Source organism: Bhargavaea ginsengi (assembly GCF_900109165.1).
GTDB classification, from domain to species: domain Bacteria; phylum Bacillota; class Bacilli; order Bacillales_A; family Planococcaceae; genus Bhargavaea; species Bhargavaea ginsengi.
In genome coordinates, this window is record NZ_FNZF01000002.1 from 650,797 (window position 1) to 663,461 (window position 12,665).

10 protein-coding genes, 20 tRNA genes and 2 rRNA genes are annotated in these 12,665 nt (G+C 54.2%); 4 read left to right on the forward strand and 28 right to left on the reverse strand.

Going from position 1 to position 12,665, the window contains the following annotated elements; all coding sequences use genetic code 11:
* Positions 1-38: 38 nt before the first annotated feature.
* Positions 39-488, reverse strand: a complete 450-nt coding sequence (locus BMX91_RS08370; RefSeq protein ID WP_092052063.1) for a Dps family protein — start codon at positions 486-488, stop codon at positions 39-41.
* A gap of 94 nt (positions 489-582) precedes the next feature.
* On the opposite strand from BMX91_RS08370, the gene yidD reads away from it, so the two are divergent.
* Both yidD and BMX91_RS08380 read left to right on the forward strand, forming a co-directional pair.
* Complete coding sequence (gene yidD, locus BMX91_RS08375; protein ID WP_092052064.1) at positions 583-825, forward strand: membrane protein insertion efficiency factor YidD; 243 nt, start codon at positions 583-585, stop codon at positions 823-825.
* Between the two features lie 70 nt (positions 826-895).
* The gene (locus BMX91_RS08380) at positions 896-1,885 is read left to right on the forward strand and encodes a metal ABC transporter substrate-binding protein (protein ID WP_092052067.1); all 990 of its coding nucleotides are present in this window, start codon (positions 896-898) and stop codon (positions 1,883-1,885) included.
* A 40-nt stretch (positions 1,886-1,925) separates the two neighbouring features.
* Here the strand turns inward: BMX91_RS08380 and BMX91_RS08385 are convergent, their stop codons facing one another.
* The 5 genes from BMX91_RS08385 to BMX91_RS08405 all read right to left on the reverse strand — a co-directional run bounded on the left by BMX91_RS08385 (position 1,926) and on the right by BMX91_RS08405 (position 8,164).
* A complete protein-coding gene (locus tag BMX91_RS08385; protein ID WP_092052069.1) occupies positions 1,926-3,365 on the reverse strand; it encodes an o-succinylbenzoate--CoA ligase in 1,440 nt (479 codons plus the stop codon).
* A 61-nt stretch (positions 3,366-3,426) separates the two neighbouring features.
* Positions 3,427-4,245 carry a 1,4-dihydroxy-2-naphthoyl-CoA synthase gene (gene menB, locus BMX91_RS08390; RefSeq protein WP_092052071.1) on the reverse strand — a complete coding sequence of 273 codons (819 nt, stop codon included), beginning with the start codon at positions 4,243-4,245 and terminating at the stop codon, positions 3,427-3,429.
* A 16-nt stretch (positions 4,246-4,261) separates the two neighbouring features.
* A complete protein-coding gene (gene menH / locus BMX91_RS08395) occupies positions 4,262-5,080 on the reverse strand; it encodes a 2-succinyl-6-hydroxy-2,4-cyclohexadiene-1-carboxylate synthase (protein ID WP_092052073.1) in 819 nt (272 codons plus the stop codon).
* On the reverse strand, positions 5,068-6,786 hold the full coding sequence (gene menD, locus BMX91_RS08400) for a 2-succinyl-5-enolpyruvyl-6-hydroxy-3-cyclohexene-1-carboxylic-acid synthase (protein ID WP_092052075.1): 1,719 nt from the start codon (positions 6,784-6,786) through the stop codon (positions 5,068-5,070). Before menD ends, menH begins: the two co-directional genes overlap by 13 nt.
* Positions 6,779-8,164 (reverse strand): isochorismate synthase, encoded by a 1,386-nt coding sequence (locus BMX91_RS08405; protein WP_092052076.1) that lies wholly within the window; start codon positions 8,162-8,164, stop codon positions 6,779-6,781. Before BMX91_RS08405 ends, menD begins: the two co-directional genes overlap by 8 nt.
* A gap of 163 nt (positions 8,165-8,327) precedes the next feature.
* On the opposite strand from BMX91_RS08405, the gene BMX91_RS08410 reads away from it, so the two are divergent.
* Both BMX91_RS08410 and BMX91_RS08415 read left to right on the forward strand, forming a co-directional pair.
* Positions 8,328-9,242: a 1,4-dihydroxy-2-naphthoate polyprenyltransferase gene (locus BMX91_RS08410; protein ID WP_092052078.1), complete on the forward strand. Its 915-nt coding sequence runs from the start codon at positions 8,328-8,330 to the stop codon at positions 9,240-9,242.
* A gap of 156 nt (positions 9,243-9,398) precedes the next feature.
* Positions 9,399-10,154, forward strand: coding sequence for a TraR/DksA C4-type zinc finger protein (locus BMX91_RS08415; RefSeq protein ID WP_092052079.1), 756 nt, complete (start codon positions 9,399-9,401; stop codon positions 10,152-10,154).
* Positions 10,155-10,211: 57 nt separating this feature from the next.
* Here BMX91_RS08415 and BMX91_RS08420 read toward each other — a convergent pair.
* The 22 genes from BMX91_RS08420 to BMX91_RS08525 form a co-directional block, all read right to left on the reverse strand.
* Positions 10,212-10,283, reverse strand: a tRNA-Glu gene (locus BMX91_RS08420).
* A gap of 6 nt (positions 10,284-10,289) precedes the next feature.
* Positions 10,290-10,380: transfer RNA gene (locus tag BMX91_RS08425), tRNA-Ser, on the reverse strand.
* Positions 10,381-10,383: 3 nt separating this feature from the next.
* Positions 10,384-10,458: transfer RNA gene (locus tag BMX91_RS08430), tRNA-Asn, on the reverse strand.
* Between the two features lie 5 nt (positions 10,459-10,463).
* Positions 10,464-10,540 (reverse strand) — tRNA-Ile (locus BMX91_RS08435).
* A gap of 8 nt (positions 10,541-10,548) precedes the next feature.
* Positions 10,549-10,622 (reverse strand) — tRNA-Gly (locus BMX91_RS08440).
* 3 nt (positions 10,623-10,625) lie between these two features.
* A tRNA-Phe gene (locus tag BMX91_RS08445) sits at positions 10,626-10,701 on the reverse strand.
* 34 nt (positions 10,702-10,735) lie between these two features.
* A tRNA-Asp gene (locus BMX91_RS08450) sits at positions 10,736-10,811 on the reverse strand.
* 2 nt (positions 10,812-10,813) lie between these two features.
* Positions 10,814-10,888 (reverse strand) — tRNA-Met (locus tag BMX91_RS08455).
* A gap of 65 nt (positions 10,889-10,953) precedes the next feature.
* Positions 10,954-11,046: transfer RNA gene (locus tag BMX91_RS08460), tRNA-Ser, on the reverse strand.
* Positions 11,047-11,061: 15 nt separating this feature from the next.
* Positions 11,062-11,138, reverse strand: a tRNA-Ile gene (locus BMX91_RS08465).
* Positions 11,139-11,145: 7 nt separating this feature from the next.
* Positions 11,146-11,219, reverse strand: a tRNA-Met gene (locus BMX91_RS08470).
* A 12-nt stretch (positions 11,220-11,231) separates the two neighbouring features.
* Positions 11,232-11,307, reverse strand: a tRNA-Ala gene (locus BMX91_RS08475).
* A 6-nt stretch (positions 11,308-11,313) separates the two neighbouring features.
* Positions 11,314-11,390: transfer RNA gene (locus BMX91_RS08480), tRNA-Pro, on the reverse strand.
* Positions 11,391-11,397: 7 nt separating this feature from the next.
* Positions 11,398-11,474 (reverse strand) — tRNA-Arg (locus BMX91_RS08485).
* Between the two features lie 17 nt (positions 11,475-11,491).
* Positions 11,492-11,580, reverse strand: a tRNA-Leu gene (locus BMX91_RS08490).
* 9 nt (positions 11,581-11,589) lie between these two features.
* A tRNA-Gly gene (locus tag BMX91_RS08495) sits at positions 11,590-11,664 on the reverse strand.
* Between the two features lie 35 nt (positions 11,665-11,699).
* A tRNA-Leu gene (locus tag BMX91_RS08500) sits at positions 11,700-11,787 on the reverse strand.
* A gap of 20 nt (positions 11,788-11,807) precedes the next feature.
* Positions 11,808-11,883, reverse strand: a tRNA-Lys gene (locus BMX91_RS08505).
* 7 nt (positions 11,884-11,890) lie between these two features.
* Positions 11,891-11,966: transfer RNA gene (locus BMX91_RS08510), tRNA-Thr, on the reverse strand.
* 13 nt (positions 11,967-11,979) lie between these two features.
* A tRNA-Val gene (locus BMX91_RS08515) sits at positions 11,980-12,055 on the reverse strand.
* A gap of 35 nt (positions 12,056-12,090) precedes the next feature.
* A 5S ribosomal RNA gene (rrf, locus tag BMX91_RS08520) occupies positions 12,091-12,206 on the reverse strand.
* Between the two features lie 129 nt (positions 12,207-12,335).
* Positions 12,336-12,665 (reverse strand): 23S ribosomal RNA (locus BMX91_RS08525); the annotation flags it as partial.

Sequence of the window (12,665 nt, forward strand, 5' to 3'; positions counted from 1 at the left end):
TTGAAAAAGCCGGATACTCCGGCTTTTTCTGGTCTGCTTCAGTTGTTTTCTTCACCAAGGAAGGCGTTGAGCATCCACTGGTGTTTCTCGATGCTCTGGTAGATCGAGTTCAGGAGGTCCTCAGTCATATCGTCCTCGTCTTTTGCTGCAAGGTCCATGCCTTTTTTGAGTGATTCCATGATTTTGTCGAAGTCCTCCGTCACCTGCTTGACCATCGCATTGGCGGATTCCTTTCCGCTTGCTTCGTCAACAACGGAATTCTCGAGGTGTTCCTTCAGTGTCGCGAGCGGCTGACCGCCAAGCGTCAGCATACGCTCCGCGATCTCATCCATATGTAGGGTCGCTTCATTATAGAGTTCCTCGAACTTTTCGTGAAGAGTGAAGAACTGAGGCCCTTTCACATACCAGTGATAATTGTGAAGCTTCGTGTAAAATACCGACCAGGTCGCCACCTGGACATTCAATTCTTTAAGCAGTTCTTTAGACATCCATCAACACTCCATTTCTTAATCAATCGTTCTTCTGTTCATCTTCCCCACCCCGCGCTACAATAAACATGCGTTGCGATTGGAGTGTTTATTAATGAAACATCTTTTTATATGGATCATCCGATTCTACAGAAAGGCCATTTCCCCATTCACGCCCCCAAGCTGCCGTTTTCATCCAACCTGTTCCTCATATGGTCTCGAAGCTTTTGAAAAGCATGGTGCCATCAAAGGTTTCCTGATGACAATTATCCGGATATCCAAATGCCATCCGTTTCACGAAGGCGGATTCGACCCGGTTCCTGACAAGTGGCCGGGAAGAAAAAAAGCAGATCATTGAATTACGGGTTGCCAAGCCATCTATTATTGGGGTATTATAAATCGTACTCATTACGATTTAGAGGTGGATTATGAAACGATTGATCATTATCCTGTCTGCATCCCTGCTTTTTCTGGCCGGGTGCGGCAGCAGTAATAACGAGAAAAAAGAAAGCGATGGTTCAGCGGATAACGTAATCACGGTCAAGACTACCGTCTACCCGCTTGCCTATTTCACAGAGAGAATCGGCGGAGACTCCGTCAGCGTCTCCTCGATCTATCCTCCCGGTGCAGACAGCCATACATTCGAACCGACACAAAAAGATATGATCAGCCTGGCGGAAAGTGATCTGTTCATCCATACCGGACTCGGACTGGAGGGCTTTGTCAGCAAAGCCGAGCAGACGCTTTCAGACCAGGATGTACAGATTGTCGCGGCAACAGCGCACATTTCTGATGATCAGCTTCTTCATGGCCACAGCCATGAGGAGGAGAAGGAGGAAGACGAACACGGACATGAAGAGGAAGAAGCCGGCCATGAAGGCCATGACCATTCGGGAGCGGACCCGCATGTCTGGCTCTCCCCTGTCTTGGCCGACCGGTTGGCACTTGCTGTGAAAGAAGCCCTTTCAGAAGAACTCCCTGACAAGGAAGCGGAGTTTAATGAGCGCTACGAAGAACTTTCGGATGAACTTAAGCTGCTGGATGAAGAATTCCATGCGATGGCACAAGGCGCCGAAACGAAAACTTTCTTTGTTTCCCACGCTGCATTCGGATACATCGCTGATGAATATGGATTGGAACAGGTATCCATCGCAGGGCTGAATCCTCAAAGCGAACCATCACAAAAAGAGCTCGCCCGTATCGTGGATCTTGCCCGTGAAAAGCAGGCCAAAACCATCTTTTTTGAGCAGAACATCACATCAAAGCTCACACAGGTGATTGTGAATGAGATCGGAGCAGAATCCGATACACTCCATAATCTGAGTGTCCTCTCAGAAGATGATATCGAAAACGATGAAGATTATTTTTCCCTCATGAGACAGAACATCGAACGGCTCGGAAATGCATTGACCCATTAAGCCCATAGCAAAAGCCATCCGGCAACCCGGATGGCTTTTGTCATTTCTCAATTTCAAACGCAGCCCTAAGTTCTCGCCGAAGAAGCTTGTTGGAGGCATTTCTCGGAAGTTCTTCAACGAAACGATAGTACTTCGGAACCTTATAAGGGGCCAGGCGCTCCCGACAGAATGCTTCCAGTTCCTCCGCGGCGATCGCTTTCCTTACCACGACGAAGGCTGCCGGAACATGACCCCAGTGTTTATCCTCTACCCCTGCCACACCCGCTTCCGCCACATCAGGATGGCCGACCAGCACTTGTTCAATCTCCGCAGGATAGATGTTCTCCCCTCCCGAGATGATCAGGTCCGACCTGCGGTCGAGCACATAAAGAAATCCCTCATCATCGAGCTTACCGATATCGCCTGTATGGAGCCAGCCATCCACCTGGGCCGGGCTGTCGCTGAAGCGTCCGACATAGCCGGGTGTCACGTGGGGACCGCTGATCAGGATCTCCCCCTCGTCCCCCGGCTTTTCCGCTCCTTCGATCCGGATACGATTAAAGAACAGCGGCTTGCCTGAAGACCCGGTTTTCCTGAGGGCATCTTCCGCTGCCAGTGTAGCTGTCTGTGATGATGTTTCAGTCATACCATAGGTCTGGAGAATTTGAATGCCAAGTGCCTCTGCCCTCCTGATGTACGGAGAAGGAACAGGTCCTCCCCCGGCCAGGATCTGCCTGAAACGCCCGTCAGCCCGCAGTTTCCGGCCCTCCAGGATATCCAGCACCCTGACAAGCTGTGCGGAAACCGCGGACATCGTCGTGACGCTTCCTTCCGCAATTTCTCTGGCCGATGCTTCCGCGTCGAATTTCGACTGCAGGCGCACAGTCATCCCGTAGATGAGCGACCGGCTCAGTATTGAGAATCCGCTGATGTGGAAAAGAGGCATCGCACATAACCAGACATCTCCATCCTGGAGACCCATGTTAAAGGCGGATGCCGCAGCGCTCGACAAATGGTTGCCGGCCGTCTGCCGGACCCCTTTCGGAAAGCCCGTTGTCCCTGATGTATACATGATCGTCAGCGTACGGTCTTCATGCCAGAGTTCGGCCGGCTTAAAATCTTCCGCTTTGCCGCAAAGGAGACGGCTCACAGGTGTGCTGTCCGGTGCGCGGTCCAACAGGGAATCATCGGTAAACACAGCCACGGCTTCCGAGTCTTCGATTTGGTAAGCGAGCTCCGCTGCTGTCAGGCGGCTGTTCAGCATGACCAGTTCAAAGCCGGCGAGCAGCCCTCCGTGGATCAGGAAGACGGTCTCCGGACCTCCTGTTGTAAGAAGTGCCACCCGGTTGCCTTCCTGCAGGCCGGTTCCCCTCATTTTCTTTGCGATGTCCATCGACCGTTCCGCCATTTCCCGGAACGTCCACTGCTGCTCTTCCCAGCTGATGGCGATACGGTCCGGCGTCAGACTCGCCCGCTGCAAAATCCAGTTTGGTGTCATCATGCTATCACCTTCCTATCATAAAAAGCCGCCCGATAAGGCGGCTCATTCAAAATTTCAAACATCAAGGGAAACGAGGGAACTGGCCAAAGTCCGGCTTACGCTTTTCCTTGAATGCGTCACGGCCTTCTTTCGCCTCGTCCGTCGTGTAGTAAAGGAGTGTCGCGTCGCCTGCCATCTGTTGAAGACCTGCAAGTCCGTCCGTATCGGCATTCATCGCGGCCTTCAGGAAACGTAGGGCAGTCGGGCTCTTCTCAAGCATCTCCTCGCACCACTGGACGGTTTCGTCTTCAAGCTGGTCAAGCGGAACGACCGTGTTGACCAGTCCCATGTCCAGTGCTTCCTGTGCATTGTACTGGCGGCACAGATACCAGATTTCACGTGCTTTTTTGTGGCCAACGATGCGAGCCAAATAGCCGGAGCCGTATCCCGCATCAAATGAGCCGACTTTCGGGCCGGTCTGTCCGAAGATTGCGTTGTCTGCTGCAATGGTCAGGTCGCAGACCACATGCAGGACATGTCCGCCGCCGATGGCATAACCTGCTACCATGGCGACAACCGGTTTCGGGATGACGCGGATCAGGCGCTGCAGATCCAGGACGTTCAGGCGCGGAATCTGGTCCTCGCCGACGTAGCCGCCGTGTCCTCGTACTTTCTGGTCCCCGCCGGAGCAGAAGGCCATGTCGCCTTCGCCCGTCAGGACGATGACGCCGATGCTGTCGTCATCGCGTGCGCGGGAGAAAGCATCGATCATTTCTTCTACAGTTTTCGGTGTGAAGGCATTGCGTACTTGCGGACGGTTGATTGTCACTTTTGCGATCCCGTTGTATTTCTCATATTTGATCTCGTCATATGTACGGATCGTTTCCCATTGGCGTGTCATGTGTTTCCTCCCCTATCTATGGCTTTATAGCTTCCTTTACTATTGTAGCAAAGCGCACCGGATTTTCCACGTGCACCGTATGTCCTGCATCCGGAACGGTCACATGACTTGAATTCGGCAGTTGCCGGGCCATGTCTTCTGCAATGTTCACATACTTTTCGTCCAGCCCTCCGGTAATCAGCGTCACCGGCATTTTGAATCCCTTCAGGTTATCCCAGTATGAAGGCTGGCTCCCCGTGCCAATGCCCCTGAGACTTCCGGCGAGGCCTGCAGGTTCATTGCCCAGGCGGCCGCTCCGGACACGTTCCCGGACATCTTTCGGCAACCGTGTCTGCGAAGCGAAAAGCGGGATGTTCTCCCATCGGTCGGTAAAGGCCCGGATACCTTCCCGTTCAATGAAAGCGGCAAGCTTGTCGTCGGATTCCCGGCGGGACAGCCGCTCGTCCTTGGTCTCGAGGCCGGGGGATGTGCTTTCAAGGATCAGCCGGCTGATTTTCTCAGGATGCTTTGCCGCGTAGCCGATGGCGATCCGCCCGCCCATCGAATAGCCGAGAAGACTGAAGCGATCCAGCCCAAGCCCGGTGAAAAGCACATCCAGGTCCGCCACCTGTTCCTCCATCGCATACCGCCCAGGAACATCCGGTGCGGCCGAATGGCCATGGCCGGTCAGGTCTGGCATGATGAGCCGGCAGGATCCGAACTCATCGGCAAACCCGGTCCAAGACGCTGAACTTCCCGTGAATCCGTGCAGCAGGACAAGTGGGTTCCCGTCCGGGTCCCCTGCCTCCCGGTAGCCGATCTGGATTCCCCGGATCATCGCCTTCAGCGGTTCCATTCGGCATCCAGCCTTTCGCCGACAGCCTGCCACAACTTACGGTGTTCATCAGTGTTCACTTGGCGGTCGCTGAATGCCTCAATAATCCTGACGTTGGTCTGTTTCGGCTCAAGGAGGGACTCCCTGAGTCCGTCGGCTGAATCCACAGCATCATACTGACAGCCATACATCTCCGCCAGGCTCCTGAATTTCAGCCCGGTAGGCGTGCCAAACAATTCCTCGAAATAGCGGCCTGCCCCAGCCTGAGGCAGATAAGAGAAAATACCGCCTCCGTCATTGTTCATGACGAGGATGGTAAGGTCCGTCTCCCCGAAACGGCTCGAAATCAGCCCGTTCATATCATGGAGCATCGCCAAGTCTCCGATCAGCAGGTAAGCCGGGCGCTTTCTTGCCGCCTGCACGCCAAAGGCGGTCGACACGACACCATCGATTCCATTCACCCCGCGATTGGCAAAAATACCGATATCGCGGCCAGTATTCAGGAAGTAGGTATCGACGTCCCGGATCGGCATGCTGGAACTTGCGAACAGGTCACTGCCGTCCGGCATGGCTGCGAACAAGACACCTGCCATCGCGCCTTCATCCGTCCCTTCCATCACCGCGCGCCTCGTTTCCTCCACTGCAATGCGGTTGGCCTCCGTCCAGAGCGTTGCATAGTTGGACGGAGGGTTTTCCGCTCTGATGCCGAGAAGCATATCCGGCGCACATTGGAGATGATCCGTAGCCAGATGATGAGGATCACGGAAGGCCGGGCTTTCATCCACCACGATATAGACGTCCGGCCGGTTTGCATTGAGGAACAGTGTCAGTGGCTTGGACACCGGCTGGGGACCAAAACGGATTACTGTATCCGGTGCCATCTCCTGCTTGAACCTTTTGTTTTTCAGAACGGCATCATACTGATCGATGCAGAGGTCTTCCGATTCCGCGAATTTGCCGCTTCGAAGTCCCGAAAGCGGATCGGCCAGCACCGGCCAGCCGAGTGAGCGCACAAATTTCCAGAACGCATCTTTGTCGAAATCCGGAGGAAGTTCACCGGCGATGATAAGTCCCCGCTTCGCGGCAGAGGCTGTCTCTGTGAACCAGCGTACCATTTCAGGGTCCGGGATCATTGTTCCTCTCCGCACACTGCGGAAAGAAAGCCCGGGATCTTCCGCTCCGAAATTGATCAGCAACGGCTCCCTGAAAGGAACATTCAAATGTACCGGACCGGCCGGTGCATCGGTCGCGACCGAGACGGCGCGCTGAACGTGCCGGCCGATATATTCCAGGGATTCCACCCGATCTTCCGGGACGGGGAAGTCAGCACTGTATTTTACCATTCTGCCGTACATTCCCGGCTGGTCGATCGCCTGCGGGGCTCCGACCTCGCGCAATTCATGCGGTCGGTCTGCCGTCAGGATGATCAGGGGGACCCGTGCATACTTCGCCTCAGTGATTGCCGGCATGTAGTTGGACGCGGCCGTGCCGGACGTGCACAGGACGGCGACAGGCTCTCCTGTTGCCTTCGCCATGCCCAGCCCGCAGAATGCCGCAGAGCGTTCATCGGTCTGCAGATGCAGCATGACCTTGTCAGAGTCGGCAAATGCATATGCCAAAGGAGTCGACCGGGAGCCGGGACTCACGACCACTTGGCGGACACCCGCGCGGATCAGTGATTCCCGGATTCTCAGGACGTAGGAGGTCAGCACCTTCCGTTCATCCATGCAGCACACCCCCGAGTGCCCGCATCATCGGACGGAACTTTACCCATGTCTCCTTATATTCTTCTTCCGGTACCGATCCGGCGACAATGCCGCCTCCTGCATACAGATGCGCCCGGTCGCCTTTCAGCAGACCGGAACGGATCGCCACGGCAAACTCACCGTCGCCCTCCGTATCCATCCAGCCGATCGGTGCACCGTAGTAGCCCCTATCCATCTTTTCATTATTACGGATCATCCGAAGCGCTTCGTCGCGCGGAGTACCACCGAGTGCCGGAGTCGGATGAAGTGCCTGAACCAGGTCGAGCAGATCGGTGCCGACATTAGGTGTTGCTTCCACAGGAGTGAACAGATGCTGGATATCGCGCACTTTCAACAGACGGGGTCCTGCAGGAATCCTGACGTCACTGCAGAAACTGCGGAAGACATCCCCGATCATCTGGACCACATACTGGTGTTCCTCGCGATTTTTTGGGTCCTTCAGAAGACCTTCCCCGAGAAGCCGGTCTTCTTCCACTGTTTTGCCCCGGCGGATGGAGCCGGCCACGCAAGCAGTCAGGCCTTTGCCGTCCTCCATCTTCACAAGCCGCTCGGGCGTGGCTCCGAAAAAGAAACCGTCGCCGTTCTCCAGCCCGAACAGATAACTTTCCTGCTGCTCGGCCGACAAATGTTCCAATACTTCCGAATGACGGACTGGCGCCGCAAATTCAAGTCCGATGGAACGGGCGATAACAACCTTTTCCGGTCCGCCTTCAAGGATTCCGTCCCGGACACCCTCCACAGCACGGAGATAATCTGCCTTGGCATATTCATGAAGCCGAAGGACATCCGGCTTTACCGCAGGCATCCGTTCTTTTACCTGGGCTTCGTGGATCAGCCGATCCCGGATCAGCCGGAGCCTTTCAAAATCTCCTGCCGCCGAGCCATCATCCGAAACCAGGTTGATCGACACAAATGCACGGCCGTCCTTTTCCACCAGTTGGATCTGTGGAACGACAAACAGTGCGGCCGGGAAACCTGTCCATTCGGATTCCCGCCGATTTTCAGGATCAAAAGAAAATCCCCCGAACAGAACGGGTGACTGGTCTCCCTCTTCCTTGACGATCACCGAACAGAGGCGCTGCCATTGTGTCCGGATATCCTCGAACCGGGCATCTCCATCTTTGCTGGTCAGTCGGGCGGCATGCCCCATTCCGGCCATCTTCCGCGTCTTGTCCCGGTTCTCCCAATAAAAACGCCGGCCGGCAAACTCCATCTCGCCGGCTTCAAAAAACGCCTGCGGTGACAGCCTGTCCGATTCGACAGTTTCCGTATAAAACCGGAGCCCGTCCATCATTCGGCCTGTCTCCGCCATTGAATGCGGAGTCGTTTTCCGTTTCATCCAAGACCCCTCCAACTTATTCGCTACAGTCTTTCCTTACCCATTTATTTTACCACATTGCACGATTCGCCAACATCCGGGCGATTCCGTGCGCCTTCCCTGTCCTTTCCCTTTATTCTCCGTTATAATGATGAGCGGAAAAGAAAATTAGGGAGAGAACCATATGCAGCAAACACTCAAGGCTGATGAAGGATGGCGAATCTGGTGGCAGCTGACCCGCCCGCATACGCTTACTGCGTCTTTTGTGCCCGTTCTTCTCGGGACCATCATCGCGCTCGCCGAAACCCGTCCCAACGTCTTACTTTTTATCCTCATGATGCTTGCCACCCTGTTCCTGCAGGCTGCAACCAATATGTTCAACGAATACTATGATTACAAGCGCGGACTCGACAATGAACAGTCCGTCGGCATCGGCGGGACGATTGTCCGCAACGGTGTCAAACCCTCTACAGTTCTCGGCCTCGCACTAACTCTCTACGGAGCCGCCGCACTGATGGGTCTTTATATCGCCGGGAGCACTTCCTGGTGGCTTCTCGCGGTTGGAGGTGTCGCCATGGCTATCGGCTACCTGTATACGGGTGGACCGCTTCCCATCGCCTACACACCGCTCGGAGAACTGTTTTCCGGCGTTACGATGGGCATGGCAATCGTACTCATCTCCTACTTCATTCAGACCGGTCATGTCAGTGGCTGGGCAATTGCCCTTTCCGTGCCGAGCATGATCCTGGTCGGTGCGATCATGATGTCAAACAATATCCGTGACTTGGAAGGCGACAAAAAGGGAGGCCGCAAAACACTTGCCATCCTGGCAGGCAGACAAAGGGCCATTACGCTCCTTTTCCTGTTTTTCGCGGTATCTTATCTGTGGATCCTCGGCATGGTTCTGATGGGCTCTTTGACACCGTGGGCACTTCTTGTCTTCCTCAGTATAGGAAAGCCGATCGGCGCCATACGCGTCTTCAGAAAAGAGCACGTTCCGCTTAAAGTCATGCCCGCCATGAAAGCGACGGCCCAGACCAACACGATCTTCGGTTTCCTGCTCTGCGCCGGCATCCTTCTCGGATACTGGATAAATTGAATCACATACCTGTCAAACCGCCTGTACCCGTGCAGGCGGTTTTTGATTTGCGTCCAAGGTTTACCGCTCAGGGCAAAAAGGAAAAGATGAGGGACAATGGGACGAACTCATTCAAGCAGATCATCCATCATTGAATAACAGAAGGAAGTGACAGCCATGTTGACAGAACAGCAAAAGACAATCCTTAAGCGGGAACTAATCGGAATGCAGCAGCAATACCGGGAAACAGCGGAAGAACGGGACCGTGATGATAGTATGCGTGATGAAACAGGAGAACTTTCATTTGTGGACAATCACCCTGCTGACGCAGGCACTGAACTGTTTGACCGTGAAAGGGACCAGGCGCTTGAAAATCACGCGGAAGACGAACTCGGAAAGGTCGAAGCAGCACTGAAGGCGTTGCGAGATGGCGATTACGGCATCTGTGAAGTATGCGAAAAAGACATTCCCTTCGAGCGACTGGAAGCCATCCCCTACACAAATCGCTGCATTGAGCATGCGGACACCGAGATTCCGGAGGACCGTCCGGTAGAGGAAGACGTACTGGAAGAAGTAACGGAACCCGTTCAGCCTGACTCATTTGAAGTCGGAAAAAAAGAAGACATCGAAGACTACCAGGACAGCTTTCAGGAAGCGGCACGCTACGGCACTTCTGAGACCCCCTCCGATATGAGCGGTGACCACGACAGCTACAATGACCTTTATACAGATCCGATGGAAGAGGGCACGGCAGAAACCTATGAGGAATTTGCAAGCACTGATGAAACAGGGACTGTAAAAGGCTTTATGCGTTCTGATACATTGGAGGACTACCAGGAAGACCTGGACGATGCGGGAATCGAGTCCCCACTCGGCGATATCCCCGACAAAGCGATTGACAGCTACACCGGCAAGCGGATTGATGAGGAATAAAAATTGAAGAAACAAAAAAGAGCAGCCGCCCTGTAAAGGTTGGCTGCTCTTTTATAATGACCCCTACGGGATTCGAACCCGTGTTACCGCCGTGAAAGGGCGGTGTCTTAACCGCTTGACCAAGGGGCCAATAAGTGGCGGAGAAGGAGGGATTTGAACCCTCGCGCCGGTTACCCGACCTACGCCCTTAGCAGGGGCGCCTCTTCGGCCTCTTGAGTACTTCTCCAAATGGCTCCGCAGGTAAGACTCGAACTTACGACCGATCGGTTAACAGCCGATTGCTCTACCACTGAGCTACTGCGGAATACATGGTGGGCCTAAGTGGACTCGAACCACCGACCTCACGCTTATCAGGCGTGCGCTCTAACCAGCTGAGCTATAGGCCCGGTTTCGCTGGAGCGGATGAAGGGAATTGAACCCTCGACTTCAGCTTGGGAAGCTGAGGTTTTACCACTAAACTACATCCGCAAATGGTGGCTTGGGACGGAATCGAACCGCCGACACAAGGATTTTCAGTCCTTTGCTCTACCGACTGAGCTACCAAGCCTAATTAAAATCTTAAGGAGTTCATTATGTAAAAATGGCGGTCCCGACGGGAATCGAACCCGCGATCTCCTGCGTGACAGGCAGGCATGTTAACCGCTACACCACGGGACCATTGGTTGCGGAGGCAGGATTCGAACCTGCGACCTTCGGGTTATGAGCCCGACGAGCTGCCACTGCTCCACTCCGCGATAATAATATAAATGATGCATAATTCTTGGTTCAGGGCTCCCCTTGACTGAAGAGGTTAAAAATATGGCGGAGGAAGAGGGATTCGAACCCCCGCGCGGTGTTACCCGCCTCTCGGTTTTCAAGACCGACCCCTTCAGCCAGACTTGGGTATTCCTCCGTTTGAACCAATTAATGGTGGACCTTGCAGGACTCGAACCTGCGACCGGACGGTTATGAGCCGTCTGCTCTAACCAACTGAGCTAAAGGTCCTTTGGAATGGCGGTGGAGGGGATCGAACCCCCGACCTTACGGGTATGAACCGTACGCTCTAGCCAGCTGAGCTACACCGCCGGAATAGTATAATGGTGGAGCCTAGCGGGATCGAACCGCTGACCTCCTGCGTGCAAGGCAGGCGCTCTCCCAGCTGAGCTAAGGCCCCGTATAGTGGTCGGGAAAACAGGATTCGAACCTGCGACCCCTTGGTCCCAAACCAAGTGCTCTACCAAGCTGAGCTATTTCCCGATAATAATGGCGCGCCCGACAGGAGTCGAACCCATAACCTTCTGATCCGTAGTCAGACGCTCTATCCAATTGAGCTACGGGCGCATTCATAAAAAAAGAGCTGGTGCCGAGGACCGGTCTCGAACCGGTACGGTAGTCACCTACCGCAGGATTTTAAGTCCTGTGCGTCTGCCAATTCCGCCACCCCGGCGGAAATAAATGGAGCGGAAGACGGGATTCGAACCCGCGACCCCCACCTTGGCAAGGTGGTATTCTACCACTGAACTACTTCCGCATAACTGAGTGGATCAATATCACTCATCAAAATAATGGTGCGGGTGAAGGGACTTGAACCCCCACGTCCGGTAAAGGACACTAGAACCTGAATCTAGCGCGTCTGCCATTCCGCCACACCCGCATGATGTGGTATATATAGGGTGGTGAGCCATGCAGGGCTCGAACCTGCGACCCTCTGATTAAAAGTCAGATGCTCTACCAACTGAGCTAATGGCTCGTCATAGTGGTGCCGGCCAGAGGACTTGAACCCCCAACCTACTGATTACAAGTCAGTTGCTCTACCAATTGAGCTAGGCCGGCATAGTTATTAAAATGGTGGAGGATGACGGGTTCGAACCGCCGACCCTCTGCTTGTAAGGCAGATGCTCTCCCAGCTGAGCTAATCCTCCGTGAAACTGGATCGTTGATCCAATCAAATGATACAGCCCGGCGACGTCCTACTCTTGCAGGGGGAAGCCCCCGACTACCATCGGCGCTGAAGAGCTTAACTTCCGTGTTCGGGATGGGAACGGGTGTGACCTCTTCGCCATTATCGCCAGACCGTATTCTTTTTGAAAGAACAAATACTATTATATCAATTCCTGCCGATTTAGCAAGAACTTTTTTATTCTTTCAAAACCGGATAAAACAGACATTGTATCGTACATACCGAATCTTTCCACGTGCCATGAGGAGAAGTCCTCGATCGATTAGTATCCGTCAGCTCCATGTGTCGCCACACTTCCACCCCGGACCTATCCACCTCGTCTTCTTCGAGGGATCTTACTGGCTTGCGCCATGGGAAATCTCATCTTGAGGGGGGCTTCGTGCTTAGATGCTTTCAGCACTTATCCCGTCCACACATAGCTACCCAGCGATGCCCTTGGCAGGACAACTGGTACACCAGCGGTGTGTCCATCCCGGTCCTCTCGTACTAAGGACAGCTCCTCTCAAATTTCCTGCGCCCGCGACGGATAGGGACCGAACTGTCTCACGACGTTCTGAACCCAGCTCGCGTAC

Bases quoted from the DNA above. Each gene is read 5' to 3' on its own strand.
- BMX91_RS08410 (WP_092052078.1), top strand. From the start codon at position 8,328: ATGCAGCAAACACTCAAGGCTGATGAAGGATGGCGAATCTGGTGGCAG.
- BMX91_RS08415 (WP_092052079.1), top strand. From the start codon at position 9,399: ATGTTGACAGAACAGCAAAAGACAATCCTTAAGCGGGAACTAATCGGA.
- BMX91_RS08370 (WP_092052063.1), bottom strand. From the start codon at position 488: ATGTCTAAAGAACTGCTTAAAGAATTGAATGTCCAGGTGGCGACCTGG.
- menD (WP_092052075.1), bottom strand. From the start codon at position 6,786: ATGGATGAACGGAAGGTGCTGACCTCCTACGTCCTGAGAATCCGGGAA.
- BMX91_RS08380 (WP_092052067.1), top strand. From the start codon at position 896: ATGAAACGATTGATCATTATCCTGTCTGCATCCCTGCTTTTTCTGGCC.
- BMX91_RS08405 (WP_092052076.1), bottom strand. From the start codon at position 8,164: ATGAAACGGAAAACGACTCCGCATTCAATGGCGGAGACAGGCCGAATG.
- menH (WP_092052073.1), bottom strand. From the start codon at position 5,080: ATGGAACCGCTGAAGGCGATGATCCGGGGAATCCAGATCGGCTACCGG.
- menB (WP_092052071.1), bottom strand. From the start codon at position 4,245: ATGACACGCCAATGGGAAACGATCCGTACATATGACGAGATCAAATAT.
- BMX91_RS08385 (WP_092052069.1), bottom strand. From the start codon at position 3,365: ATGATGACACCAAACTGGATTTTGCAGCGGGCGAGTCTGACGCCGGAC.
- yidD (WP_092052064.1), top strand. From the start codon at position 583: ATGAAACATCTTTTTATATGGATCATCCGATTCTACAGAAAGGCCATT.